The following is a 23816-nucleotide window of genomic DNA, read 5'->3' on the forward strand; positions in this document are numbered from 1 at the left end:
GAGCAACCGCTTCGCAATCATAGCAAGATGGCGGGAGCGCGGAGATTACCCCGGACTCAACATCCGGTGCTTCCTGGAGCCGATCAGAAACATTCCACCGGTCGAAGCCGAGCAACGTTACTCCGCTGTGCTGGAGCACGTCCCATTGGTTTCATATTTTAAGAAATCTAGGGTCCGGCAATCTCACTGGGGTCCAGGGCAGGTCACGGGAAAGGGGCTAACGTAGAAAATCGCTTGATCCTACCCTCCCATTAAAAGCGGAATCAGGACCGCAACACCTGCCCTACTTCCTCAGAGAAGTCGTGCCAATGACGCAATTTTGCCTTACCTTCCGCAATTCGCATACAGCGCTCATTGTAGAAGGCATCATCTATTAGGAGACGGCGGAAAGATTGATAGTACCAACGCAGATCATGGTATGGAACAAAATCGCTTAATCCGCATCCAGCCTCAATCAATGAGGAATTATCAAAATGAAGGCAGGGTTTGCCGTAGGACAGGGACTCTCCGACGGGCAGCCCGAAACCTTCATAGTGAGATGGATAAGCTGTAAAGCGACATCTGGCGTAGAGCTCCCGAAGCTCAACATCAGAAGGACCGTCGATTACGATCACGGAACCATTTACGTGACCAGTTTCGTGCAGGAAATTCTGTATTGCGCTGAAATCCCACAAATATTTTCCTGCTATAACTAATTTTTCTCCACTGTAATCTGTACTTGCAACAAACTTGCTCCACATAATTAACAAATTCAGATGATTTTTTCTGCTCTCGATGGACCCTACGCAGAGCACATATTTCTCAGCGAATAGCTTTCGAACGCGTAATGACGTATCTCCACGCGGCGAAATTTCTGGCGGGAAATGATGAGCCAAATTAATTTTGTGAATTTTCGGAAGTGAAAATCCGTGTGCTTCCGCATAATCGCCAAGGTCGGATGCCACACTTTGACTGTTAACGACTACACGGCTCGCGTGACTAAGCACAAATGGAATAAACTTCCGGAAGTCATCTCGTAGACTGTCCGGTACGTACGGAGAATTTAGTGGAATTAGGTCGTAAACAAGAATGATTTTCTCTATTTCAACTGGCGCGCTTGCAAAGAGTTTCTCGTAACTGTGCTGCGCATTCCACGGAGTACCGAACAGGACAAGCTTATCGTGACGGGCTAGCGCAGGCATTAAGCGAATAGTGGGCCAATTGCCTGGGAAAACGTCTGGTGCAACAAATTTCGCAGTGTAGCGGTTCAATTTTCGACGACCCATTGGAAGCTTAGTCAATAACCGATGAAATCGGTGCGAGCTTGCATCCTTGGGATTAGTCGGACGATGATTCAAATAGAGACTAACGTTGCTTTGAGTGGGAAACTCAACAAGATCGGACCGCTCCCACAATCCTCTAAAACTCGTCAAGTCGTGCATTCCGCTTACATCTAATCCTTCAAGAACGTACCATTTACCTGTAGCTGGGCTTACGAACATTGGTACCGCTTGCTCTCCAATGCCACGTAGCCCCTCAAGGACCACGCGCTGTATCCCTGTTACTTTGTCAGAATGTTTTGCATGCCGAACTAAATCGGTGACATCGTAATAAATCACAGGTGCTCCGTTGGACTGAAGTGAATTTGAGACATGTGTATTAGAAGCGCTTTCTTCTGGAATAACACTTCCGTCCTTTCTCCATCGAACTAGCCAACGAACTAGGCGGAAAAAAAGCCGGCTTTCAAAAAATGACAGTTTCGATCTGAGTAACATCTGTTCTTCGCGCGCAAGTTCTAAGCTAGTGTGAAGTTTCAATAATTCTACTGCAGATTGATCCTTGAAGTCGGATAACTTGGACTCCGCCAATGCCAACTCCTGACGAAGAATTTGGTTATTCATGTTCTCATATTGAAGTTTTCGAGCGATACGGTTGGCAGAGCGTCGCTGTACTCGCAGCCTATACTGAAAACTTGATTGCTGTTGCAGTAAGTCCTGGCATAGTGTCTTGGTAAAGGAGAGCGACTCCTTAACATCGGCTATTTGCCTATTGCCAGCATCTACCAACCTCTCGAGCGCCTCAGACTGCGCCGCGAAAGAGACCGACTGAGCAATGCGCTCAGCATTCGCGGATTGCCGTTCGCTCGATAAGATACTCTCTACGCGAATTTTCTCTGCTTGTGCTTGATCGAGTGCATATGACAGAGAATTTGTGCGCTCTCGAAAATCATCTAAAGGCGCGAGAGGATTGCAAAGTACTGGACTAGGAATTAGCCAATAATGTTTGCCGTCATACATCTGCACTCCGCATAGCGAAAGCTTTTGCTCAAGAGTCCGGTGATCCTGCCCTCGACGAATGAAAAACACATTGAATTCGTTAGCAGCAGGATCATTAGGCTTTATAGCATAGGGGGTAAATCCATGTTGCTCTAAGAAGCCTAACGCGTTTAACATTGTTGCTTGTTCGTTTTCATACAGCGAACGTTCTGGTACACCCACGACTTCCAGCATGCCTGCGTCGAGACGGGTTAAATGATTACCCATCGATCGCAGGACGTCTACGTCAAGCCCCTGAGTATCGATCTTAAGGAAAGCTATTCGGCCGTAGTCAAATTCATCCAAGATCGCTTCGAGTCGGCGTCTGAATACAATAATCTTATCTGTGTGACGTAGATCTGTGCGCGTTGCCCAGTACTCATCCTCTTTTAGGTGCCTTTCGTCAAACCTTAAGAGACTGCTCGTACCCCAGTCACCTTCCTGCGACACAAAGAAAGGGGCCTCTCCCTCCTCACATGCAACAGCTGATTGGATAACGACATGATTGTCCAGCCCCGTGGTTTTAGCGTGTTCGATTAATCTAGATGCAAGGTTGGGCTCGGGCTCTATTGCGATAACCGTTAAGCCAGGGTTCAGCCTTGCAAGCTCCAGTGAAAATTCACCTTGGTTTGCGCCGGCGTCAATGATTAGATCGTTTGGCATAAGGAAGCTTGTCCAAGCGTATAGGAACTCTCGACCCAGAAGGGATCCGATTTAATCACGAATCATCGGACCCCTTTTTCGCGCCTAGGTCAGTGGGTTGTTACTTCGATGGTTGGTCAATTTCGTTCTCCTTTAATTCGGACTTATCAGGGAGAAACATGGCTGTGTGAGCCGTTGATACCGTCGTCACGGCGGAGCTAAATAGATTAACTCGCGGGGGAACGTTACGACTTAGGAAAGCGTAGGAGATTTCAACATCTTCCGCTTCGTTCCAAGCAAGCAGCGGATTAAATTTAATGCGATCAAACATTATTCGTTTGAACACCATAAAGCCACCGTTGACAAAATGTGTAGGCCTTACGTGTCGATAATTCTTCGCATGTATTGGCACAGACCACACCATTGGCTCGGCACTCAATTCACCATAGAAAGGATAAGGCTCGCCGGCTGCATACTGCTGGCGAACCGCCACGAAATCGAAATCATATCCGAACAACTCGAAACCTGAGAAAAAATCATCCTGAAGTATAAAGCGATCATGCAGAACGCATACGTTGCCATAGCTGGCGTAATGAATAGCATCGTTCTTTTTTAGTGCAATTTGCGCATAATCTGGTCGATATTGCGTCGTTAGGACGCGTACATCGAACTCTTGATAGGCGTCTAAGCGAGGACCTACTATAATCACCTCGTAAGTGGTACCTTCACCGATTTTCTGTAATTTGTTTAAAAAAGCTAAGACATCAGGTGTTCTATTACCCTGCGCCAAAATGACAAAAGACCACTTCCTGTCACGATATGCATCTAAGTTTTGCCGTTTGATATGGAAAACACAATTGACAATATCGTCTTCTATCAGATGAGGTTCCATCGTCACTGATATTCCGGGGCGACGACCTAAGAAGTTTCGAACAATCATCAGAGAGATATCATCGGTTTGCCGATGGCGCAGAACTAAATCTCCGCTTGCACCGAGCAGCCTAATTGCTTCGTCTAGCAATATTGTCCATTCCGAGCGAGGTAGGTCAGAGAGAGGCTTCTCGTATAACCAGACGACATCAAAACTGTTATGATGCCTCGCTTCTGCCCGGTACGTCTCGCTCGCGTCAAGATCAATCGCGGTAACCCCGCTTGGTGGCTTACTGCCGATCCACGCCTGTCTCGGTTGCGAGGAAAGAAGCTGCTTATAGTAGGCAAAATGTATCATTAGGTCGCATCCTGCGGGCTGGAACTTTGTGCGATTTATGCCGTCAACGGGGCAATCGCACTAGCAGCGGACGCCTGTTCAAATCCATGAGAATCTGAAATCGCAAATTTATCATTGAAAGGGCCAGGTGATCGTGTTCCGAGAGTACGCATCCGCTGAGCGGCGCCTTGCCGTGGGGTGATGGATCGATCCTAAAGTCGCTCTTATTTGCGAACTTTAAGAGCGTTGTTTGTGGGACGGATCACGGTTTTCGGCGGCCTTGAACGCCGGCGTCGCTGGAGTGCTGAGAAACGGCGGCGCATTCTGGAGTAGGCGTGTGAGCCGGGCGCGTGGGTCGCGGAGGTTGCTCGGCGGCACGACGTCTCCACTGCGTTGGCCTATACCTGGCGTCGCAAGCTCAGCGCGGCCCCGGGGGGCAGGTCCACGTCGTCGGTGTTTGGGCGAAGCGAGGAGCATAAGTTCTCATTGATCCGGTTTTGAACTTTGGCGACGGATGCAAACACGGCGTGCTCAAGGTCCGTGCCGTTGGTCAGCACATCGTAGGGCAGGCCGACGGCGGGGCAGATCCAGTACTGCGGATCCGGGAACGGCGGCCCGGTTACAGTTGCGGTGACGAAGCCGTCGAGGGCAGAGATTGTCCGCACCAGGGGCCGTCGGTTGATTTTCACCGCTAGCCAGGCCTCAAAGGGACACCCTGATTTACCAATGGCGGTGTGTGCGAGATTGTGATTCCATCGAGCTGAGCGATAGAGGCGTGAAGTGTCGGCACAGCGTGTGACCTGCCCCCCGAAAGGTCCCTCATTCTGATGTAGAGTCTGTCCACGAGGAAGGAGCAGACGCATGAGGAAGAGCCGTTTTACCGAGTCGCAGATCCTTGGGATGATCAAGGAACAGGAGGCAGGGCTTCCAACGGTCGAGATTTGCCGAAAGCACGGACTGAGCACGGCGACGTTTTACAAACTGAAGGGCAAGTACGGCGGCATGGAAGTCTCCGACGTCCGCCGGCTCCGGCAGGCAGCTTGAGGACGAAAACGGCAAGCTCAAGCGGTTGCTGGCCGACAGCATGCTCGACAATGTGATCCTTAAGGATCTCTTGGGAAAAGTCTGACGACACTGGGTTTGCGGCGAGACGCGGTGCTCAAAGTGCTGGAAAGCTATGCCATCTCCCAGCGCCGCGCCTGCGTCCTGATCGGTGTCGATCCCAAGACGGTCAGGCGCGAACGCCCGCCAGACCACGGAGCCATCCGGACTGCGATGCGTGAGATCGCAGGCCAGCGCCGTCGGTTCGGCTATCGCCGGATCGGCGTCATGCTGGAGCGCAAAGGCATGAGCATGAACCACAAGAAGCTCTACCGGCTATATCGGGAAGAAGGCTTGTCTGTACGCCGACGACGTGGCCGCAAGCGCGCCCGAGGCAGCCGGACGCCGGTGCCGGGAGCACTTCGCCCTGGTGACCGCTGGTCGATGGACTTTGTCGCCGATACGTTTGGCGCATCGCGCAAGTTCAGGATTCTGGCGATCAACGACGATTGCTGCCGGGAAAACCTGTGCCTGATGGGCGACACCAGCATCTCGGGGGCTCGGGTGGCGCGCGAACTGGATGCGCTGGTTCGCCTGCACGGGAAACCGGCTTGCACTGTCAGCGACAATGGCACTGAATTTACAAGCCGAGCGATCCTGGAATGGGCGGGCAGGAACAAGGTGGAGTGGCATTACATCGGTCCCGGAAAGCCCCAGCAGAACGGCTTCATCGAGAGCTTCAACGGCTCATTGCGTGATGAGCTGCTCAACGAGGAGCTGTTCGACAGCCTCGCTGACGCCCGCCGGAAATTGGCCATCTGGCGCTACGACTACAACCATGTTCGGCCCCACTAATCGTTGGGAAATCGAACGCCTGCACAAGCGCGTCGGACGTTCGTGCAGGACGATAGCATCACGCCCGACGCGCTTGTGCAGGCGAGCGTGCCGGAATATTCAACCGCAAGACTCTCGTTATGATCAAGGGACTGCCAGGGGGCAGGTCAGCGGGCGTCAGCTCAACCGGCACGAACCCGGCCATCGCGCCGCGGAGCAATTGCTTGCGCCAGGTGTAGAGCTGACCGGTCTCGATCCCGTACCGACGCGCCACCACTGCTATGATGGCGCCGGGCTGCGTGGTTTCTTTCAGGATCGCCAGCTTCTCTTCGTCACTCCAGTGCCGGCGACGTTCCACCCGTACGACCGCTCCACCATCTCGGCGAGCGCTCATACGAGGCTCTTTTGACTGCTCGATATCCACTCGCAAGGCCTCCATGTGCCCCGCGAAATTCACGCCGATCCACATCCGCACAAGGCCGGGTTCCGTCGGCGCTTACGGTTCATGACACCGACTGAATTTGCTTCATCGGCCGGGGTTAACCCCGGCCGATGAAGTGTCGGACCTCATTCTGAACTGGGACAGCGTCAGAATCCCAAAAGCACGAAGGCGGTTCCCTTCGCCGTTTACACCTATCGAAGCGCCTTGCAGATATTCTTCAGGCGTTGCGCAACTCGTTTGAAATCATGACTTTGCCGCCATTCGTCGGCATGGTTCTGGATACTGACGAAGCGTTCATCATTCTCCGACAAGGCTTGGAAGATAGTTTCAATGCCATCAGCGATCGCCTCCGGCGTAGTACCCTCGAGCGTATGCACCGCGCCTTCCAATTCTCTAAAAATCTCAATTGGTGTTACGGCCACAGGCCGACCTGTCGCCATGCCGTACCGCACGGCTCCGCTCGCAGACTCCGCAGTCTCCTGATAGGGATAAACAATAAGGTCGGCTTCCGATAACAACGCCAAGCTCACTTCATCAGGCAGGAAGTCGCTCTGGATTTCAACAAACTCGGAAAGTTGGTGTTGCTCAACCTGAAGGTTGAGTGAAGTAATTAATGCCTTCGATACGCTGGCCGGATACTCAGCGTTTACCATTCGCAACTTTACTGATAATTGTCGCGCTCTTAAGATGCGGACCGCCTCGACTATCTCCAAGAGCCCTTTATGCGGTAAGGCGAAACCATAAGTAGCGATCAATAATTCGCGTTCTTTTTCTGCAGTTGAATCAGATCGGAAATCCCTATCTTCTCCCAAAGCTCGCACAAGCGTGCCGTGGGGGAATAGCGCGACGTTGTGTACAATCCCTAGCGATTTTAGATTATTGAGGTCTGCGATGGAGTGAACAAGAATTCTATCGCAGATAGCGAGCGTGGGAACCATATGCGAGAGATGATAATCGATCTCTGGCGTAGTTTGAGGCTGGTCGATTGTAGAGTGAAGGCACAACACAATGAGTTTTCCAAGAGCCCTTGCTTCCGCGATGAAGTTGCCCAAGTCGTTATGGTTAAAGAATGTGTTGTTAAATTGGATTACGAACACGTCTATATTCTGAGACAGAGAATTTTCGAGAATTTTGGAGAGGCCTGAGTTTTCTTTCGACCGCGTCCATAACCGGGCCGAGCTATCCAGCTCGCCGACGGGCTCGTAATTATCAGGACTAAATACAACTACCTCGACGTCCATCGCTTCGACGAGATGATTTGAGTAGGTGGCAATACCGCATCGTTCGTTCCAAGTACTTATCCAGCCAATGCGCGGATCAATGTCTTCTGCTGTAGGAAGTAGGTTTGCAGCTGCCGAAAGCCTAGTTGCAACATCAGACCATTTATGGTCGCGCAAGAGTTGCATGCGACCTCGAGCAGCCATCTCATCGCGCTGTTCGCGAGGTGAAAACCGTGCTTCAAGCATTGCGCTTACGAGGGCGCTATTGTCGACAGTCGCCCAAGCCGAAGACCAAAGCCCGAAATGGGTGTCTGCCTTTTCAAATCTGTAATCGATGAGCCAGGAATTCCCTTGATTACAGAAATCTGTCTGTCCTCCCCAAGCTGTTGTAATAACCGGGATGCCACTCAACATAGCTTCGGCAAAAGGTAGGCCGTACCCTTCTGCATGGCTGGGGCCGATCATCACATCGCTTTGGACGTAAAGGGCCTTAAGCTGAGCATCAGTAAGGTCGCCGAAAATAAGAACCACATCCGGGTACCTTGGGTTCGCCGCTTTGGCTTGAGCCAAAATCTCACGGACGTCGTTGTGTGGATTCACGAACGTTTTGATGATCAGACTAACGTCATCTTCCGCTGAAAAAGCACGGCCGTAAGCTTCGATTAAGCAATGGACGCCTTTTCGAGGAAAGCATGATGAAACATGCAGGAACCGGAACCTTTTCGCCGTTATCTTATATGTTTGGTCTGCTTCGACTCGTTCCCAGTGATCTACGCCACATCCACTTGTCAATTTAGGGATGGTTACGCCATTATCGACCATGATTTTTTCGACATGCGAAGAGAGACATGTCATGAATGACAGATGCTTATTGAAATTTTCGGCCCAATCACTTGGGAAACCAGTCTCCTCCCATGCAAAATGATGCAGGGCATTAATCTGCCCCTCCATATCCATGACGCGGGGCGGGTAGAGATTGCGGCTCACTACAAAGGCGTCGGCGTGCGTTGAACTTGATTCACGATCATGCATGCTTCGCAAATCCGGATTTTCATCAAGGAAAGCTGACGAAGGCAAAAAATCGCCAGGCCCTTCGGTGGATTTGAGCACCACATCGTAACCGAGATTTGACAGGGCGCGCGCCGTCTCGCGATTCAATAAAGCCAAGCTATACGAGCTGTCAAAAGGCCCTTCGATACGCCATTGTAAGTCTTGAGGACTTTCGCAAGATCCATAGCTCGTGAGCACATTTTTCTCGCCATAAGACAATGACTTTGCTAATTCGAGTGTCTCATTAGGGGAGTATTTTGACAGATCTACTGATGTCCCTATTCGAGCTATTCTTTTTTCCGAATCGAGGTATCCTCGGCGCGAAACACAGCTTCTTACGCTCTCTCGTTCTTCGACACCCTTCTGCAACGTCCTTATTACCCGATCGGCCACACGTTCCCAACTGAAGGTACTAGCATGCAGCAAGGCATGGGTTTTTGCGGTGCTATGGAACTCTGGGTTGGAGAGGATAAGCTCAATCAGCTTGGCAATCTCCAACGAGTCGTGCGGATTGAATAGCAGATCCTGGCGACCAATGACTTCAGGTACGCTTGTCAGGTTTGATCCAATTGTTGCGCAGCCACAGGACATGGCCTCCAAAGCGGGGAGGCCGAAACCTTCATGGAACGACGGAAACACGAACAAGTCGCAAGTGCGATAGAGATTTGCGAGAATCGGGTCGGGAACGAAACCTGGGAATACCACATTGTCTGCACTCAGCCCGTGAGCCTCTGCGTGCTGCTTCAGCCGTGCGACTGAATCGGGGTTCGCGCCTCCAACAAGAACTAGTTGATATCGCGCTTTCATCGATTTCGGGAGAAGAGCAAATGCCTCTATTAGACCTTCGAAATTTTTTCGTTCGTCGAAAGCGCTCGTATGCATTATAAAAGGTTTGGTTATACCGAGTTTTTTTAGTTCCGCAGCGGATGCCGATGGTCCCGGATAAAATATGTTCGCGTCAATTGCGGAACCTACAGCCGCGCAAGACTCTTCAGGTACGCCTAAGTGCTCTAACCCTTCTTGACGGGACGATTCGGAAATAGCCAGGAGCAAATCGGCGTTACTCAATTGCGACAAGCGGTCAAAATACCATTCTTTTACAGGGTTGGCGGCAAGGTATTTTTTCTGATCTATCAAAGGAATTAAATCATAAAGAATAACAGAAGTTAAAACATCCGGGTGATTGGCAAGGTCATCATTCTGAAAGGAAGGGGTTAGCGAAATAACCGTCTCGTCGTTGAAGCCTTCAAACAGCGTTCCCACGAGTAATATATCGCAGCCTGTCGCCTCTACAAACGCATAATAGGATATCTCACATAATTCACGCCGACGTTTTCTCATATCATCAATTGGCGCGGTGTCGGACAACCCTGGAAAAACAAAAACTTTTGAGTGGCCAATAGCGTCCGCTGCAATATCATAAGCGGCTTCGAATCGAGCCGACAAGGCGCTGTTAAGAAGCGCGTAGACGTCCACATCTGTGCGGGCGGCAAGCGCGTGAAATAGATTATAAACGTATCTTCCGATTCCACGTTCACAGCTGTGATTCTGGATTCCTTGAAGGTCAAAAAGAAGTTTCATCTGGATCTCGTTGCAAACAGTACTTCACGTTCGATGGCTTCAAGTAAGCGCCTGGTTTGGCTGTCAGCATTTGTCGGGAGGGTCAGCTCCTTCCCGCTGAAATTTAGGTCCGATTTTTGTCGAAACTTGGAATCTCGGAAAGACTGGTCTTTTAGATTAGCCGTTCCTACAGCCGATTTGGTGGCTCCTGAACGAACATTGTCAGCGGGAAGTCGTTCGATAGCTTGCCGGATATTGCTAAGTTCGCGGATGAGAGCGCGACTTTGTCGTTCCGATCTACTATTACCTTCGGCATAGCCAAACGCTTTTGCCACCCAAGCGCATCCGAAGCGCGTTGCGTGTTGATGTTTTCGAAGCGCAGATCGAAGACCTATGATCGATTCTATTCCGGCCCCTTCTTGAGCCTGGCTGATTTGTCCTAATATATGAATTTTGGAATATCCATCCCGAAATCGAGACAAATAGTATCGCTCGCCACTATCATCCGGCTGTCGTTTTAAAAGGAAGGAGTAAGCTTGCCTTACAAACGCAAGGTCTTGGTACGAACATAGTTCGGCCAAAGATATAACCGCGGGAAATTCTAGATCGATCTTGCTGCGTGCCCGGACCATGATTGATTTTCCTAAAATCCTGCGTGAACGTATTTGCGGCCCGACCGCATTGCATCCGCAGTATCTAACAGTACCTAACCAAATTCCGCGTCGTCAGTGATCGCTGTATGCAACCAATCTGCGCAAGCTGTCTTCTACACTATAACGTGGTCGCCAACTTGTCATCTCACTCAATCTTCGACAATTCCCCACGACCACAGAAGTGTCATCAGCGGAATTCCCTTGATCCGTGAAGTCAACGCCAGCGATAGGCTTCTCGAGAATTTGAGCAACCGTTTGCACTACACTGCTAATGCTAGTGGGCTTCCCGCTTGATACATTGAAGATCCGGTGCGAGGGACTGTTATCGAGACCCAAGATTGCGAAATAGGCCTCAACAATATCCTGAACATCAAGAAAATCTCGGACGCTATCCAAACCGTTCATGGTAATCGTGCTGCCGGGCTCGGCTTCTCGAACACGTCGTACTATTGATGGGATGACAAGATCTGGGCGCATGCCCCCGCCGATGTGGTTGAATGGGCGGGCGATGAACGAACTTATTTCGGATTCGCCAAGAGAGGCAGCAGATACGATTTGTTCGCAGAGCAACTTTGTCAGACCGTAGTTGCCACGGGGGTCGAGCGCGGAGCTTTCCGAAAGCGGATGAGCGCTGGCGCCGTATACTAAGCACGAGCTAACAAACAACATTCGTCCCGAACGCACGTGTCGCGCCAGGTTCAGAGTCATCTCGAGCGATTCCAGCAACGGTGCGTAACTTGAAAACTTAGATGGAACTGTTTCGCTCGCCAAATGGATGACAAACGGTAAATCGAAAGGCAAGTTCGCTACCGATTTTCGGTCCAACAAATCAACTGTTCGCCAAGCGACTTGTTTCGGGAGCCATTGCGGTCGCAAGCTGCGACCGGCTGCGACAATGTCGAACCGATCGCAACCTAAAGCTATCAGATGCTTGCCGACGAAACCCGAAGCTCCCGTGACGAGCAGTCCTGGCTTACTGGACAATCTGTGCCTCGAGCTCATCAAAGTTTCGGTGGTGACGTTCGCGCTTTGCAAGTTGGAGGTCACTTTCAACCATCATTTTTGCTAGCGACCTGATGTCGTGAGTAGGGGCCCAGCCTAAGGCCTTTTCAGTTTTACTGTAGTCGCCCAGCAGATAATCGACTTCAGCAGGACGATAAAACCGCTCATCTATTTCGACGAAGTCTTCCCAGTCGAGATCCAAGTGTTCAAAAGTAAGTGACAGAAAGTCACGAATAGAGATCGCATGATTGGTCGCTACAACGAAGTCACCTGGGACGTCATGCTGTAGCATGCGCCACATTGCTTCAACATAGTCTCCGGCGAATCCCCAGTCGCGCTTTGCGTCCAGATTGCCGAGCATAAGCTTTTTCTGAAGTCCAAGTTTTATGCGAGCCGCAGCCAGCGTTATCTTGCGGGTTACGAACGCCTCGCCGCGCCGCGGGCTCTCGTGATTGAACAGAATTCCGTTGCTGGCAAACATGCCGTAGCTCTCACGGTAATTGACCGTTTGATAGTGAGCATAGACTTTTGCGCAAGCATAAGGGCTTCGCGGCTCGAATCTCGTGACTTCGCTTTGCGGGGGAGGTGCCGAACCAAACATTTCGCTGGACCCAGCTTGGTAGAATCTCACCGCGCGAGGTACATATTGGGTCGCGGCGCGGATGGCCTCAAGCAAGCGAAGCACACCGGTCCCAGTGGCATCGCACGTGTATTCGGGTTGATCAAAGCTCACGCGTACATGGCTTTGCGCAGCGAGGTTATAAATCTCGTCGGGCTGGGTTACGTCTATCAGGCGACGCAACGAGTTAGCATCCGACAGATCGCCATAGTGGAGAGAGAAGCGGTCTTTATATTCTTCGCCCAACAGGTGATCGATGCGCCAAGTGTTCACCGTGCTCGACCTTCGGATCATTCCGTGGACTTGGTAACCTTTCTCAAGAAGCAGTTCAGAAAGGTAGCTGCCGTCTTGTCCTGTCACGCCGGTGATCAAGGCCGTCTTACTCATATGGTACTCCATAAATTAGCTATCGCTCAAGATTAATGAGAATTGATATGTAGATTTCGGGAGTGGGCTTCATGCGCCTGTTCGAAATCTGGGTAAAACAGCAGCTTGCCGTTTTCGAGAACCGCGAACCTACTACAGTGCTTGCGCACATATTCAGTGTCGTGTGAAATGATTAACATGGCGCGATCACTTCGCCGTTGAAATAGCTCTGCCTCGCATTTTTCATGGAACTTCGCATCGCCGACAGCCGATATCTCGTCAATAAGATAACAGTCGAACTCGATGATCATTGAAATCGCAAAGGCCAAGCGCGCCCTCATTCCCTGCGAATACGACCTCAGAGGTTCGCGAAGATAGATCCCTAACTCAGTGAACTCGGCAACGAAGTCGATGTTTTTCTTATAGTCTTGCTTGTAGATCCGGCTAATGAATCGAACGTTGTCAAGTCCAGTTAAAGCGTTTTGAAAAGCGCCGCCAAATGCCAAAGGCCAGGATACCGACATGGTAGTGCTCACTTTTCCCGAAGTAGGATTTTCAGCACCACTAACGAGCCTGATTAGGGTGGATTTCCCGGCGCCGTTCCGACCCAACACGCCGAGCTTTTCGCCATGGTGGAGCGTGAAACAAATGTCATCCAGCACAAGCCGTTCGCCTGCTCGCGTGGGATAAACTTTGCAGACGTGATCGATGAGGATCATTCTGGGGTAATCCCGCGGTTGACCTCAGCGACTTGCGCTAAGGCTAGCACGGTCAGCACGACGCAAAAACCAGCCAAGTATGGCAGATCATAGTGGGCTTTTATGTGGTTACCGAAATACCCATCGCGGACCATTTCTACCCCATTCACCATAGGAATGTAGAGGACGTACTTCTGTGCGGCCGCCGGCAGGGCATCGACGAGAAAGACGGCACCAGAAAGGGGAAAAAGGAGATAGGCCGCCGGATGCCACAAGCGTTCAACGAGCTCGCTTTTCTCGGCAAGGGCACCGAGCAATATTGCAAGGCTTGCACCGAACCATCCGATCAGTACCCACCCTCCTATGACAGTAAGTACGTCCTCGGGTGGATCAAGCCAACCGATATAAATGTAAAACAAGCTTAGTGTTACAAACGAAATTGTCGCGCCCATAGCTTCGAGAAGAACCCGCGATACAAAAATATCCAAGACCTTCACGTTACGATGATACATCAAAGCCAAATTAGGCTCTATTGCTCCGATACAGCGCGAAGGCATGTTGCGCCACAAAAGAACACTCGAGTATCCCGTCAATGCAAATGCGACGATTGGCAAAGACGATCCGTGAGCAGCCTTACCAATCGACCAAAGGATCGTCACTCCAGTCGTGAAAAGCATTGGCTCTACGAATAGCCACAAAAAACCGATATTATGCCTACCGTAACGCGTGAGTATCTCACGCATTAACAGTGCATAGATCACCCGGCCCTGAACGCTTGCGCTTTGGGCGAGGGGGGCAAGTCGAGAAATCATAGCGATGCCTTAGTCTCGATGCTCCAACATGCCTGCCAGAAGCATGCTGATGATAGCCCAAGCCACTAATCCGAGGATCAGCGTGGAAAAAATCCCGCGCAACCGTCGTGGTTGCAGCGCTTCGTCAGGCAAATTTGGCGAAACAATACGTTCCACGTATGCCTGTTTGCGACGCGCTTCGTTACGTGCGTCCTGGAGTGAAGCCATGGCACTTGCCAGTTGCTTATCCGAAAATTGACTTTCGAGCCAAAGTCGTTGATATCGGGCCGCCCGAGACGACAGCGATTTGTTACTTCCCGCTACGAGGCCTAGTTGCTCGTCAATCTCCAGCCTCAGACCTTTAGCTCGCGTATTCAGCACTTCGACTTGAGAATTCTGCGGTGCGAATGCCCGCAATTCGCGCAGTTGTGTTCGCGTTGCAATCAGTTCGTCCTGGAGCTTGGAGATCATCTGCAGCTGAACAGTGGCTTGTTTTTCGGGGTCGACGACGCCTTCCTGATTTCGGTACGCCGAAAGCGCCAGAGCAGCAGCTTGAGATTTTCCTTTAGCTTCTTCCACTTCTTTTTCAGAGAACCGCACTAAATCTTGACGACCACGTTCGTTGAGCTTGTTGACGACAGCTTCCGCCATTTCGAGCAGTTGCTCATTGACTCGCCTGGCGTCTTCAGCGGTGAAAGCGTTGACAGTCAATGTCACGATGGAAGAGGTCGAATCTTGCTCGACCTTCACCTTTTTGGTGTAATATTTGTAAAGGTCTTCAAACGTGCCATCCACCCCGAAAGGGTCAAACCTGTCAAAAATCGATATCGATGCCGAAGCATAGGCCCGTTTAAATGCGCCTTCATGGTTTAAGGCCTCGAGGGCATCTCGGGATTGAACATAGTCCTGAGCTGCATAAATTTCGTCGCCTGCGCTTGCGAAGCCAGTGCTTTTAAGTAGCATGCCAATCCCAGACATCGATTGCTTGTCGGGACTCCGGACGACGAACTTTGACTCGGAAACGTATACGTCCGAGGCAAATATCCCGAAGTACAGCATAGAAAGAATAGTCGGGATTATAACCGTGATAAGAAAGAGCGGGCGCACCTTCTTGGCGAATTCCTTGTATCTTGTTCCCATTCTAGCCTTATCATTCACACTGTTATGGCTGTTTAGCGCATTTTCCGCGTCGACAGCAATTTTAAGTCGGGCGACATCCATGAGGCACAATTCCAGGCACAGGCTCAGTCGGTGTAGCCGTGCCCGTACGCAGGAACGGGCACTAGCTTCCTGCAATTCCCACGTCCATAGCAGAAAATGCGAGGAGTCGGCAGGAGGCCGGACCTTATGCACATTATGGCTTTAACGGCGTTCCTTGATCCGTGCACATAGTTGCGCCATAGCCAACGAATCTGACCGCCTGAGTGCGGGTTGCAAATGTTTGGCTGAACGTTCGAATGAAGAAATCAATTCTTTCAATGCGCATCATGGGCGCGAGTCTCCTTGCCGTGGCGATCTCAGCTTGCGCGAGCCTGCCGAATAGCGGCCCGTCCTCTGGCGACGTCGCGGCCGCGGCTAAGATGCCGGGAGATGCCGGTATAAAAATCATCGATGTTACCGATGCCATCGCCCGCGACATCATCGCAAATGGTCATCACGCTCTGTTTTCCGAAGAGCTTGGCGACGGCCGAGCAATTGGATCCGTGGTCGGGAAGGGCGATGTGCTTGAGGTCGCGATTTGGGAGGCGCCACCTGCGGCATTATTTGGTGCGGTTGGAGGCAGCGCTCAGCTTTCTTCCGTCGGTTCAATCGCGCGAGGAACGTCGTTGCCCGAACAGATGGTTGATAGCGATGGGCAAATCACTGTACCGTTCGTGGGACGGGTTGCCGCGGACGGCTTCACTCCCCAAGAGATCGCGCGGGTCATAACATCTCGCTTGGTCGGGAAAGCGCATCAGCCTCAGACGATCGTGCGATTGATTCGCAACGCAGCCGCCAATGTTACGGTAGTGGGGGAGGTGGCCGGAAGTACGCGTGTTCCGCTCACCTCTCGAGGCGAGAGGGTGCTTGATGTCCTCGCAAGTGCGGGCGGTGTGAAACAACCTGTGGGAAAGATGACAGTTCAGATTACGCGTGGGATGAAAGTCTCATCGCTGCCTCTGGATACCGTAATTCGCGACCCGCGGCAGAATGTAATGCTTCAGCCTAATGACGTAATGACTTTGCTGTTCCAGCCTTATAGTTTCACCGCATTAGGCGCTGTGGGTAAAAACGAGGAATTGCCGTTCGAAGCGACAGGGCTGACGTTGGCGCAGGCGCTTGGCCGAGTTTCGGGACTGCAAGACACACGGGCCGATGTGAAGGGTGTGTTCGTATTTCGTTTGGAAGACCCAGAGGTGCTCGAACCGGCGACCCGCGCCACCGCAAAATTGACCCCTGACGGAAAAGTCCCAGTTATTTACCGCATTAATATGAAGAACCCTTCTACATTTTTTATCGCGCAAAGTTTTCAGATTAAAAATAAAGATATTCTCTACGTGTCAAATGCTCCCCTAGCTGATATTCAAAAATTCTTAGGCGCGATTTTCTCAACTGTCTTGCCGGTCGCTACGACAGCGGCTGTAATTTCACAGTAATATAAAAAGATAAGTGGTCGTAACTTGCGCTCATTTTTTGATTTGTTCCCGTTTCGCGTCGATCAAGCCTTTGCTGGACGGACGTTACGAAGGATTCGTGTCGCCAGTCGAAGAGCTGAGGTTAAGCCGGCGAAGTATGGAGTGCTTCAGCGCCGGCTTTATATCGACATCGCAGTAATTAGTCGACACGATGCGGGAACAGGAATTCAGCGCGTCGTTCGCGCTCTTGCTCTAGCTTTGGTAAAGGAAGCCAAACCGAACTGGGAAGTTCACTTTGTGGCAGCATCCCGAAAGCGCGGATACCACATTGTATCTTGGCCAAATCAAAGTGTGAGTTCTTCGGCTTGGAGTGACAAAGCTATCAAAGCGCGACCAGGAGATGTCTTTTTTGGTCTCGATTTCTCGCTTGATACCGTCAGATTTCACCGCAGGCAACTCGCGAGGTTCCGACGGAGTGGTGGAACGCTGTGGTTTCTGATCTGCGATCTGTTGCCGGTGGATCGACCAGATTGGTTCTCACCCAACAACGTTGTTCGATATAAAGCTTGGATCGAGATTATCGCCGGCCTTTCCGATGGTTTCTTTTGCATTTCGGATCAGACTGAATCTGATTTGAAACGAGTTTTGGAGGCGCGTTTTGGTTTAAGCCATGGGTACCGCTCAGTGGTTGTTCCGATGGGCTATAGCATAAAAAAGTCGCTGCTGGACGCCACGTGTTCCAATAGTAGTCCGGCGGCTCGATTTGACATGTCATCGCCCTTTTCTCTGATGGTCGGCACGTTAGAGCCGCGGAAGGGTCACGCTGAAATTCTTGCTGCCTTCAGTGAGGGATGGCGCTGCGGTAGTCAGAAACGCTTGGTGCTTGTTGGTCGTATGGGCTGGCAGACCGAGAACTTAAGGCATGCGATCCGTTCACATCCCGAGCATGAAAACAAGTTGTTTTGGTTCGACGACGTGAGCGACCTCGAACTTGAGCTCATCTATCAGGCCAGCCAGGGCGTCATTATTGCTTCGCATGCCGAAGGATTTGGTTTGCCGCTCATCGAAGCTCTGGGGCACGGCAAGCCGGTACTCGCTCGAGATCTCCCTATCTTTCGCAATCATGCCCACAAGGGCGTGCATTATTTTCCTGCCGAGACCAGTCCTCAAGCTTTGATGTGTTTAATCGAAGATTGGATCAAGGAAATTGAAGCTGGAAATATCACGGTTTTAAAGCCACAGGAAGAATGGTCAGATGCCGCTCGCCTTGTTTTTTCTACTTTAGACGATCCGATAAATATTTCCAATGCTCAGCTGGTGAGCTAAAGCCTCCGTATCGTTAGATTTGGTCATTTTATCAACCTGCCCACTAAAGTTAAATTCATTTGATTGCTATGGTTATTTTAAATTCGCAATTAAATAATTGGACTAGTGCTTCTCTTCGGAAGCTTATCTTCGAACTATATCGAATCCCCGTCTGATTCGGCAAAACTTCCTATGGCTGCCGAAGCGATCGGCACATTTGTCGTATTGCGTCATCTAATTTTGCTACCTGTTCTTCATCGGGAATTTTACCCGCGATGGTCAAATTGGCTGGGGGGCGAACGCCATTCGTTAGGAAGCCGGTATCTCTGACGAGCCGTTGTACGGCTTGCTGACGCGACGCCCTCGCTCGGTTCTTCAGGGTGTGAAGCGTTAGCGATGCGAGCGCCCCACGTGGACGGCGCCGATTTGCTGAGCCAATGACCCTGCCTTTGAAATGGCAGCGGAGATGGCAAGCTGCTCGACGATGACATCAGCGGTTTGAACGGCGATCTAAACAGTGCGGCACAGTGTGCGAATGCGGATTGGGACGGTGTGCCGCACAGTGCGAAGTCGGATTTAGCCGAAGCGACAATTCTCGTCCCGCAGAAGCGCAACCGACGGTGGGATCCACGCGAGAAGGCGCGGAGCACGGCAGAGAGCTTTGAGCCGGCGCCAACATGAGCGCGGTGGCGCGGCACCATGGCGTGAGCCCTGGACTGCTCCATTATTTGCGGCGAACGGTGCGCGACCGGGCAGCGATGGAGCCGATCTCGTTTGTGCCGCTAGAAGTCGATGACGGCGTGCAGGCTCCAGAAGGAAGCCTTGAGATTGAGTTCGAAGGTGCCAATGTCGTGGTGCGCGGCGCGGTGGACGCGGGCGTCCTGAGGGTTGTGTGCGAGGCGCTGCGTCAGCGATGATCGGCTGGCACAGTGATTTGAAGGTCGTGCTGGTGGCGGGACCAATCGACTTTAGGGCCGGTATCAACAAGCTCGCCTCGCTGGTGGCCAACGAGTTGGGCCGCGATCCCTATTCCAACGATGTCTTCGTGTTCCGGTCGAAGCGGATGGACCGTTTGAAGCATCTGCATTTTGGCGGCTCGGGCACCATCATGGTGACGAAGTGGCTTGAGGCTGGGAAGTTTTTCTGGCCGCCCGTGACAGGCGGGGTGATCAAGCTAACCTTGGGGCAGATGACGCTGCTGCTGGGAGGAATGGACTGGCGCCGCCTTGAGGAAAATCCCATAAAAAAGCCCGAGATGGCGGGATAAAAGTGCCAGTTTTGCTCGGTTTTGACACGCTTGTGTGCTAACAAAATCGGGTGACCCGACCCCCGGAAAATCAGTCTGACGCACTGGATGCGATGACCCGCCGGGTGGCGGAACTTGAGGCCGAACTCGAGGCGGCCTCCAGGCTGTTAAAGACCTACAAGGCCATTTGTTCGGCTCGGCTTGCGAAAAAGCGCGAATCGTACTGGACGGGCAAGGCAGCCTCGACCTGGGTGAACTGAGCGCCGTTCACGTGGCGCCAGCAGCCAACGACGATCCGATGCCCAAGGGGGCAAAGCCTCGTGCCAGGCGCAACATCGGCGCTCTGCCCAAACATCTACCCCGGATCATTCACGTCATCGAACCTGAAAGCACGCAGTGTGCCTGCTGTCAGGGCGGCATGCACAAAATCGGCGAGGACGTGAGCGAGGCGCTCGACATCGTGCCGGCCATCCTGCGTGTGATTGCGACCGTCCGTCCCAAGTATGCCTGCCGGGCCTGCGAAGGCGGCATCGTCCAGGCGTCTGCGCCGCCCAAGATGATCGAAGGCGGAATGGCGACAACCTCGCTGATCGCCTTGATCGTGACACAGCGCTTCGCATGGTACCTTCCGGTTTATCGTCAGGCCCAGATGCTGGCAGGGCATGGCCTTCAGATTGACCGATCGACTGATGCGCTGGTTGAAGTGCGCGGCCTGGTGGCTCGAAGGGCTCTATGACCTGCAATTGCGGGCAATCCATAGTCACCCGCGCATCCATGTGGACGAAACCCGGATGCCCGTGATTGGAGGTGGCAACGGCAAAGTCCGCATCGACCAGTTCTGGGCCCATGGAACCGATGATCGCCCCTGGAATGGCCCCGCACCGCCGGCGGTGTGCTACGTTCATGCCCGGTCCCGGAGCCATCGCACGATATCCGAGCAGCTTGGTCGCTATCAGGGCGTGCTCCAGGTCGATGGCTATACAGCTTACAAGGGTTTTGAAGAACCGAACCGGTCGTCCGGAGCGATCCGGCTCGCGTTCTGTCTTGCTCACCTGCGTCGGCGCTTCGTGGACCTGCATAAAAGCACCCGGTCCCCGATTACCGCCCAGATCATCGCCCTGCTGGTCCGCATCTATCGGATCGAGGCGGAAATCCGTGGCACCAGTGCCGAGCACCGACTGCTCACGCGTCAGGAGAGATCCAAGCCCGTCATGGAGGAGCTCAAGGCGCTGTTCGACGATACCTTGCCGCGGGTCTCAAGGACTTCAGAGCTGGCGGGACATATCCGGTATGCTCAGGGCCACTGGCGCGGCCTCAACCTGTTCCTCGATGACGGCTGCGTCGAGGTCGATAACAACATGATCGAGAGGCAAATGCGCCCGATTGGAATCGGACGCCGCAATAGCTTATTCGCGGGCAACGAAGGCGGGGCCCATACGTGGGCGGTGCTCGCTTCCCTGCTTCAGACAGCAAAGCTGAACGGGCTCGATCCCTACACCTGGCTGAACGATGTGCTGGCCCGGATGGTCTCGGGCGAAGTGCTCAACAATGATCTGGACCAGCTCTTGGCATGGAACTGGCGCCCCGCTGAACCGACCGCTATGCGACTGGCCGCATGAGCAGCACCAGTCGCTTCTAGCGCCCAAAGAAGCCCAGAAAAGCGCGCATCCTCACGCATGAAAAGCTTGAGGAATGGCTGGCCACTCGCGAACATCTGATGCCGGGGGTATCGATGATCGACGGCTACCTCGCCGCACTCGTCGTATCGCCCCAGTTCATTCCTCCCGAAGACTGGCTGCGCCCCATAGTCGGAGACGGCATCGCCTGGGCGCCGGATAGGAGAATCGAGGAGGCTGTCCGCAACACGATCTTCCAGCGGTATAGCCAGATTGGCGCGACCCTGTCCGGTGGCCCGAAGCGCTATGCTCCCATCTACATGCGCACGGACGACGGCGAAGTTCTCCTGTAGGACTTCGCCAACGGCTTCTACCTTGGCCCAACTTGAACAGTGGCTTTAGAAAAGGCATTTTTGTTCAATGGTATGCGCACGCTGGCGCAAGTGTTACCACTACATTTTTGGGGTTGGGTTGAGCCTGCAGAGGCTCAGGTTTGCGGTGGCAACTCGCTGATATTGGCCGGCAGCGCGATGCCGGTTGCCTTGACGACATTCCCCACCTGGCCCGAGACGTGGGTGCGGGTGGGAATGACCTTGCCGTCCTTTTCGATGGTGGCTTCCTGAAGGCGATCGAGATCGTTGAGGAGCGGCTGCCATGCGGGCTGTAAGCCCTTTTCCTGACACAAGCGGGTGAGTTCCTTGGTCAGCGTCAGAGCCAGGAACGAGACAAAGACATGGCCGCGGATAGCGGCATCGGACTGATGGAAGATGGGACGGGTATCGAAGCTCGCCTTGGCGACGCGGAACAGGGTCTCGACCTGAAGCAGGTCACGGTAGCGGATGGCCGCCTGCAGCGGGATGATCCGGGCATTGGTGCGCAGCACGCTGATACCATCGTAGCGGGCCTCGTCGGCAAGCTTGCCCATGTCGATCTCGAAAGTCTTGCCGCTGGCCTTGAGATAGCGGCGATAGGCTGAGTTACCGACCAGGGCCTTGGCACCCTTCTTCAGCTGGTTCTGGAGGCCATCGATGATCGCTTGCCGGTCGGCCTTGTCCTTCTCTGCCTCAGCTTCGTTGAGCGTGACGACGTAGCGCTGGGCATCTGCGCCTTTGCCGACGCGCACTTCCTTGACCCATAGCTGAGTGTCTCCTGCCTGCCGCTCGAGAACCAGGGGCACCATCGGGGCCGTGTCGTTCAGCACGACATCGCGGATGACGCTGCTGGTGCGCTCTCGCGCACCCAGGATGTATTCCATGCCCAGCTCTTCAAGGGCGGCGATTGAATCGGCGCTGATCATGCCGCGATCGGCCACATCGCACGAGCGGGCGATGCCGAAGTGGGTGCGCAGGCGCGTGACGATGGGCATGAGCACCTTCACGTCGGCCGTGTTGCCCGGGACCATCTCGGTGCAGATCGGACGCCCCTGGGCGTCGATCACGACGGCCAGGATCATCTGAGCAAGCTCGGGCCGGTGGTCCTTGGAATGACCGCGCCGTCCCAGCGTGTCGCCGCCTGCGCCGTAGAACGAGAGCGACGTTGTATCCATGAATACAAGACTGAGGTCGGTGAACAGGTCTCAGCGGCGATCGAACAGCTTCTCCTCGATCACATCTTTCACGCAGCGAGGCGCCAGTCCCCCTTCTGCCTTCTCCTCGATCTCCTCGCCGAGCCAAGCCATGGCGCGATAGAAGTGATGGAGGGCAAGATCCTCGCTGCCGTCGAGGGCGTAGCTCTCCATCCAGTCCAGGCAGGCCCAGTCCGAGCCGGAGACGAACAGTGCAGTGTGGCGACGAATACGGCGCGCTCCACGGCAAAGCCGAACTGGCGGCCCTCCAGCACCTCTTCCAGTACCGCATCGACACCAAGCCGCTGCCACAGGCGCCCGAACAGCAACGGGCCGCCAATCCTGCGAGCTGCGATCCGGCCTGCATCGATATCGGACAGAATGACGCTGCGTTCGGCGTGGCGGGCAATCGAGGCGGCCAGCCTGTCGAGTTCACCACTCGCGGCCAGCACATCCTTGCGGCCAAGAGCCTTGATCGTGCGCTGACGGACGGTTTTGCCCTCGCGCACACTCTCGACCAGGTAAAGATAGCGGTGCCTGCGCGCGACTCGTTCGACGACATACATGGCAAGGTTGTTACTACCTGCACCTGTGAAGATAAACCAAACCGCCAGCCTCAGACGAAATGTTGTTAGCACATCCCATTTTACCGCTAAATACAGTACCAGCAAAATCAGCCACTTAACGCCTCGCGTTCCCCGCACGTTCTGCCGGCACTGTTCAACTTGGGCTAGGCTTTGGCCGCAAACCGCATGGCGGCGATCGGTATTCCTTCCGCGGAGGGCCTGGCGATTTGTTGAAAATCATATGGCTCGACGGCGTCGTGACATCGCCTTGTACGAACTAACTGGCTTTACACTACAACCCTTCCATCGAGATCTCTGCATTTTGTTCGCTGAGCCGACGGACGCTTGCAGCGAGTCGGGTCAGTTGAATCTATCGGCCACACCGTTAGCCGGGGGCATGCCGCCCCACGGTTGCCTTGGTAGTCAACGAAGCGCTCAGTCAGCCCTGAAGGCGATGAACGGATATATACGAGAGCACGAGCGTG

At 53.2% G+C, this 23816-nt stretch carries 16 protein-coding genes and 3 pseudogenes; 7 read left to right on the forward strand and 12 right to left on the reverse strand.

Going from position 1 to position 23816, the window contains the following annotated elements:
* Window positions 1–263 precede the first annotated feature (263 nt).
* From AC1VV3_RS10635 to AC1VV3_RS10645, 3 genes are all read right to left on the reverse strand, one after another.
* Window positions 264–2957, reverse strand: a complete 2694-nt coding sequence (locus AC1VV3_RS10635; protein ID WP_482961714.1) for an FkbM family methyltransferase — start codon at window positions 2955–2957, stop codon at window positions 264–266.
* Window positions 2958–3057: 100 nt separating this feature from the next.
* Window positions 3058–4164, reverse strand: coding sequence for a hypothetical protein (locus tag AC1VV3_RS10640; RefSeq protein WP_482961715.1), 1107 nt, complete (start codon window positions 4162–4164; stop codon window positions 3058–3060).
* A gap of 377 nt (window positions 4165–4541) precedes the next feature.
* On the reverse strand, window positions 4542–4832 hold the full coding sequence (locus tag AC1VV3_RS10645) for a UPF0149 family protein (protein WP_482961716.1): 291 nt from the start codon (window positions 4830–4832) through the stop codon (window positions 4542–4544).
* Between the two features lie 172 nt (window positions 4833–5004).
* Between AC1VV3_RS10645 and AC1VV3_RS10650 the strand changes: the two are divergent.
* Window positions 5005–6162 (forward strand): annotated as a pseudogene (locus tag AC1VV3_RS10650) (IS3 family transposase).
* Here AC1VV3_RS10650 and AC1VV3_RS10655 read toward each other — a convergent pair.
* The 8 genes from AC1VV3_RS10655 to AC1VV3_RS10690 form a co-directional block, all read right to left on the reverse strand.
* Entirely contained in the window at window positions 6098–6487 is a 390-nt protein-coding gene (locus AC1VV3_RS10655) for a transposase (protein WP_482961717.1), read from the reverse strand. The pseudogene AC1VV3_RS10650 and the gene AC1VV3_RS10655 sit on opposite strands and share 65 nt — an antisense overlap.
* Before the next feature lie 164 nt (window positions 6488–6651).
* Complete coding sequence (locus AC1VV3_RS10660; protein ID WP_482961718.1) at window positions 6652–10311, reverse strand: glycosyltransferase; 3660 nt, start codon at window positions 10309–10311, stop codon at window positions 6652–6654.
* Window positions 10308–10922, reverse strand: coding sequence for a DUF4214 domain-containing protein (locus AC1VV3_RS10665; protein WP_482961719.1), 615 nt, complete (start codon window positions 10920–10922; stop codon window positions 10308–10310). The genes AC1VV3_RS10660 and AC1VV3_RS10665 overlap by 4 nt, the downstream gene beginning before the upstream one ends.
* Window positions 10923–11015: 93 nt before the next feature.
* Entirely contained in the window at window positions 11016–11927 is a 912-nt protein-coding gene (locus AC1VV3_RS10670) for an NAD-dependent epimerase/dehydratase family protein (RefSeq protein WP_482961720.1), read from the reverse strand.
* The gene (gene gmd, locus AC1VV3_RS10675; RefSeq protein ID WP_482961721.1) at window positions 11917–12951 is read right to left on the reverse strand and encodes a GDP-mannose 4,6-dehydratase; all 1035 of its coding nucleotides are present in this window, start codon (window positions 12949–12951) and stop codon (window positions 11917–11919) included. The genes AC1VV3_RS10670 and gmd overlap by 11 nt, the downstream gene beginning before the upstream one ends.
* 32 nt (window positions 12952–12983) lie before the next feature.
* A complete protein-coding gene (locus AC1VV3_RS10680; protein WP_482961722.1) occupies window positions 12984–13649 on the reverse strand; it encodes an ABC transporter ATP-binding protein in 666 nt (221 codons plus the stop codon).
* Window positions 13646–14440 carry an ABC transporter permease gene (locus AC1VV3_RS10685; RefSeq protein ID WP_482961723.1) on the reverse strand — a complete coding sequence of 265 codons (795 nt, stop codon included), beginning with the start codon at window positions 14438–14440 and terminating at the stop codon, window positions 13646–13648. The genes AC1VV3_RS10680 and AC1VV3_RS10685 overlap by 4 nt, the downstream gene beginning before the upstream one ends.
* Before the next feature lie 9 nt (window positions 14441–14449).
* Window positions 14450–15640 carry a KpsE/RkpR family capsule polysaccharide export protein gene (locus tag AC1VV3_RS10690; RefSeq protein ID WP_482961724.1) on the reverse strand — a complete coding sequence of 397 codons (1191 nt, stop codon included), beginning with the start codon at window positions 15638–15640 and terminating at the stop codon, window positions 14450–14452.
* 236 nt (window positions 15641–15876) lie between these two features.
* Between AC1VV3_RS10690 and AC1VV3_RS10695 the strand changes: the two genes are divergently transcribed.
* From AC1VV3_RS10695 to AC1VV3_RS10720, 6 genes and pseudogenes are all read left to right on the forward strand, one after another.
* On the forward strand, window positions 15877–17055 hold the full coding sequence (locus AC1VV3_RS10695; protein ID WP_482961725.1) for a polysaccharide biosynthesis/export family protein: 1179 nt from the start codon (window positions 15877–15879) through the stop codon (window positions 17053–17055).
* 24 nt (window positions 17056–17079) lie between these two features.
* Complete coding sequence (locus tag AC1VV3_RS10700; RefSeq protein ID WP_482961726.1) at window positions 17080–18360, forward strand: glycosyltransferase; 1281 nt, start codon at window positions 17080–17082, stop codon at window positions 18358–18360.
* A gap of 656 nt (window positions 18361–19016) precedes the next feature.
* Entirely contained in the window at window positions 19017–19256 is a 240-nt protein-coding gene (locus AC1VV3_RS10705; RefSeq protein ID WP_482961727.1) for a hypothetical protein, read from the forward strand.
* Window positions 19253–19606, forward strand: coding sequence for an IS66 family insertion sequence element accessory protein TnpB (gene tnpB / locus AC1VV3_RS10710; protein WP_482961728.1), 354 nt, complete (start codon window positions 19253–19255; stop codon window positions 19604–19606). Before AC1VV3_RS10705 ends, tnpB begins: the two co-directional genes overlap by 4 nt.
* Before the next feature lie 92 nt (window positions 19607–19698).
* Window positions 19699–21204 (forward strand): annotated as a pseudogene (gene tnpC, locus AC1VV3_RS10715) (IS66 family transposase).
* A gap of 98 nt (window positions 21205–21302) precedes the next feature.
* On the forward strand, window positions 21303–21554 hold the full coding sequence (locus AC1VV3_RS10720; protein ID WP_482961729.1) for a UPF0149 family protein: 252 nt from the start codon (window positions 21303–21305) through the stop codon (window positions 21552–21554).
* 134 nt (window positions 21555–21688) lie between these two features.
* On the opposite strand, the pseudogene AC1VV3_RS10725 reads toward AC1VV3_RS10720, so the two are convergent.
* Window positions 21689–23331 (reverse strand): annotated as a pseudogene (locus tag AC1VV3_RS10725) (IS1634 family transposase).
* Window positions 23332–23816 lie beyond the last annotated feature (485 nt).

This window comes from Novosphingobium sp. BL-S-34 (assembly GCF_056857015.1).